This is a genomic window from Saccharospirillum sp. MSK14-1, assembly GCF_003054965.1.
Lineage (GTDB): Bacteria > Pseudomonadota > Gammaproteobacteria > Pseudomonadales > Natronospirillaceae > Saccharospirillum.
On the sequence record NZ_MIES01000013.1, the window covers coordinates 1 to 2437 of the forward strand.

Sequence of the window (2437 nt, forward strand, 5' to 3'; positions counted from 1 at the left end):
ATGCTTAAAGTTGCAGGTAACCGAATTAATCCGCTAGAGATTGAAGAGGTTGTTAATGAATTAGAATTCGTTCTCGAATCAGCGGTTATTGGCGAGGCAGATGAAATCTTTGGCCAGAGGGTGATTTGTTTTGTAGTAGGCATGAGGTCAGCTGAAAATGAATTACGTATAAAAAAACATTGCAGCGATGTTTTATCAGATTATAAAGTGCCACGAAAACTATTTTGGCTTGAAGAAATACCAAAAACCGCCAGTGGAAAAATTCAGAGATATCGGTTAACGAAAGAAATGGAGTCGCAACATGGATGATAAAAGGGAATTAGATCCTGAATTAAATATTAATTTTGAATTAGAAGTGGATAATATTTCTCGTTTTATACGAGAGTCTTTGGCGAGCAAGCTACATCGCCGTGGCTTGGTAGTAGGGATGTCTGGTGGTATAGACAGTTCCGTTTGTGCCGCCTTGGCTGTAAAAGCGATTGGTGCAAAAAAGGTTTTTGGCATATTGATGCCTGAACACGATTCTTCCGGATCAAGTACTGATTTAGGCGGAATACTAGCGGAGCATCTCGGTATTGAATATGTGACTGAAAATATTTCCAGTTCTCTGGAGGCAATTGGTTGCTATTCTCGAAGAGATGAAGCGATACGAGATGTAATACCCTATTATGATGAAACTTGGAAAAGTAAAATTGCGATTTCTGATTCAAAAGGTCATGAAATTAACCATTTTTCAATAGTTGCCCAGGACGCAGAAGGAAACGAATGTCGCCAAACTCTACCGTTAAAATCATATCTTCAAATAGTTGCCGCTACTAATTTTAAACAGCGTTTAAGAAAGACCATGGAGTATTATTATGCAGATCAAAAAAATTATGCTGTAGTAGGTACGCCAAATCGACTCGAATATGACCAAGGTTTTTTCGTGAAAAATGGTGATGGTTCTGCAGATATCAAACCGATCGCACACCTATATAAAACACAAGTATATGCATTGGCAAGGTACTTAGAATTACCTGATTCAATTTGTAGTTCAATACCAACAACGGATACGTATAGCCTGAGTCAAGGCCAGGATGAGTTCTACTTTTCTTTACCTTATCCGCAGATGGATATAGCTTTGCTTTACTTTAATCAATCCCGACCGGCAAAAGACTTGGCAAAAAAGTTAAATTTCAGCGAAAGTGAAGCCATCAATATTTATCGAGATATAGTTCGAAAGCGAAGAACGACGGAGTACTTGCATATGAAGCCTCTAACTTTATTTGAGTAGGCTTGATATGGAACGACAGAAAAGTATTGTAAGGCGTTTTTATAATCAATTTAAACCGTCCTTTGAACACGATGTTTTTGGTAAGCATAAAAAAGTCTTAAAATCGTTTCATCAAAATATTTATCCCAGCGGATCTTATCAACAGAGTTCGAAATTTTATAACTGGCTATACGGATCCGGTGACTACGGTGTTTATACCTATTGTGTTCAAGAAGGTGAAGTTGTTGGTCATCAAGGCTCTTTAAGTATTTGCTTCAATGTCGCAGGTAAAAAGCTAACGGCCGCATATGCCTTCGATTTGCATGTCGATCCTGCATGGAGACTAAAAGGTCTGGCGGTTGCACTGACAGGCAGTTTAATAACTAAGCATGAACTTACGATTGGAATAGGGATCTCCGATGAGGCTAAAGCCATGTATCAACGAATCGGTTGGGTCGACATGGGGGAGTTGAGTTATTACCTGTTATTCTTGCAAGCAAAATCTATCCCGGTGAAAGCGGAAGATAGTAGGTTCAGAACTTTACTAAAATATGTTTGGATAGCGTCAACTGTTGTGTTGCTTCGAATTGAGAATGCATTGCAAAAAAAAATAAAATTGACCAGTTTCTTAGTTTTTACTGCTGCTATGGCAGAATTTATTAATCGGCAAAGGGAAATGAATTACTCGATTTCACAAGAATTAGACTATTTAAATTGGCGCTATGATTCTACAAAGTATCTGAAATATTTTTTAAACAGCGATGATGGTGAAATAAATGGAATTCTAATTATCAGAGACGAGTATTTTTCAACCGGAATGCGAGTTTGGAGTATTTGTGAGTTCGTACCTACAATAGACAAGTCCAGAACCCTATTAGACGGTTTAATTCAATTAGCACTTGCAAATGGAGTTCATAAAATTGTCTTTAACGGCTTAGATAAGAACCTCGAAGCTAATTTACGTAAGCGACACTTTGTTCGCAGGGAATATGGTGGCCGTTTTATGTTTTATTGTGAAGATGAGGAAATCAAACAATTGCTGCAGGACAAGAAGAATTGGGTCGTAAGTGGGTCATCCAGTGATATGGATTTTTATGCGTTATTCCACTAAAAGTTACCATTTTTAAACTTAATGGATATATTCTTAATATGTTATTTTAATTATCTATTTTAGTGTGTCTATTC

2 protein-coding genes and 1 pseudogene are annotated in these 2437 nt (G+C 37.3%); all 3 read left to right on the plus strand.

Going from position 1 to position 2437, the window contains the following annotated elements; all coding sequences use genetic code 11:
* Window positions 1-309 (plus strand): annotated as a pseudogene (locus BGP77_RS02820) (benzoate-CoA ligase family protein); the annotation flags it as partial.
* Window positions 302-1273 carry an NAD(+) synthase gene (gene nadE, locus BGP77_RS02825; RefSeq protein ID WP_108163232.1) on the plus strand — a complete coding sequence of 324 codons (972 nt, stop codon included), beginning with the start codon at window positions 302-304 and terminating at the stop codon, window positions 1271-1273. The pseudogene BGP77_RS02820 and the gene nadE, both read left to right, overlap by 8 nt.
* A gap of 7 nt (window positions 1274-1280) precedes the next feature.
* Window positions 1281-2363: a GNAT family N-acetyltransferase gene (locus tag BGP77_RS02830; protein WP_108163233.1), complete on the plus strand. Its 1083-nt coding sequence runs from the start codon at window positions 1281-1283 to the stop codon at window positions 2361-2363.
* The last annotated feature ends 74 nt before the right edge of the window (window positions 2364-2437 follow it).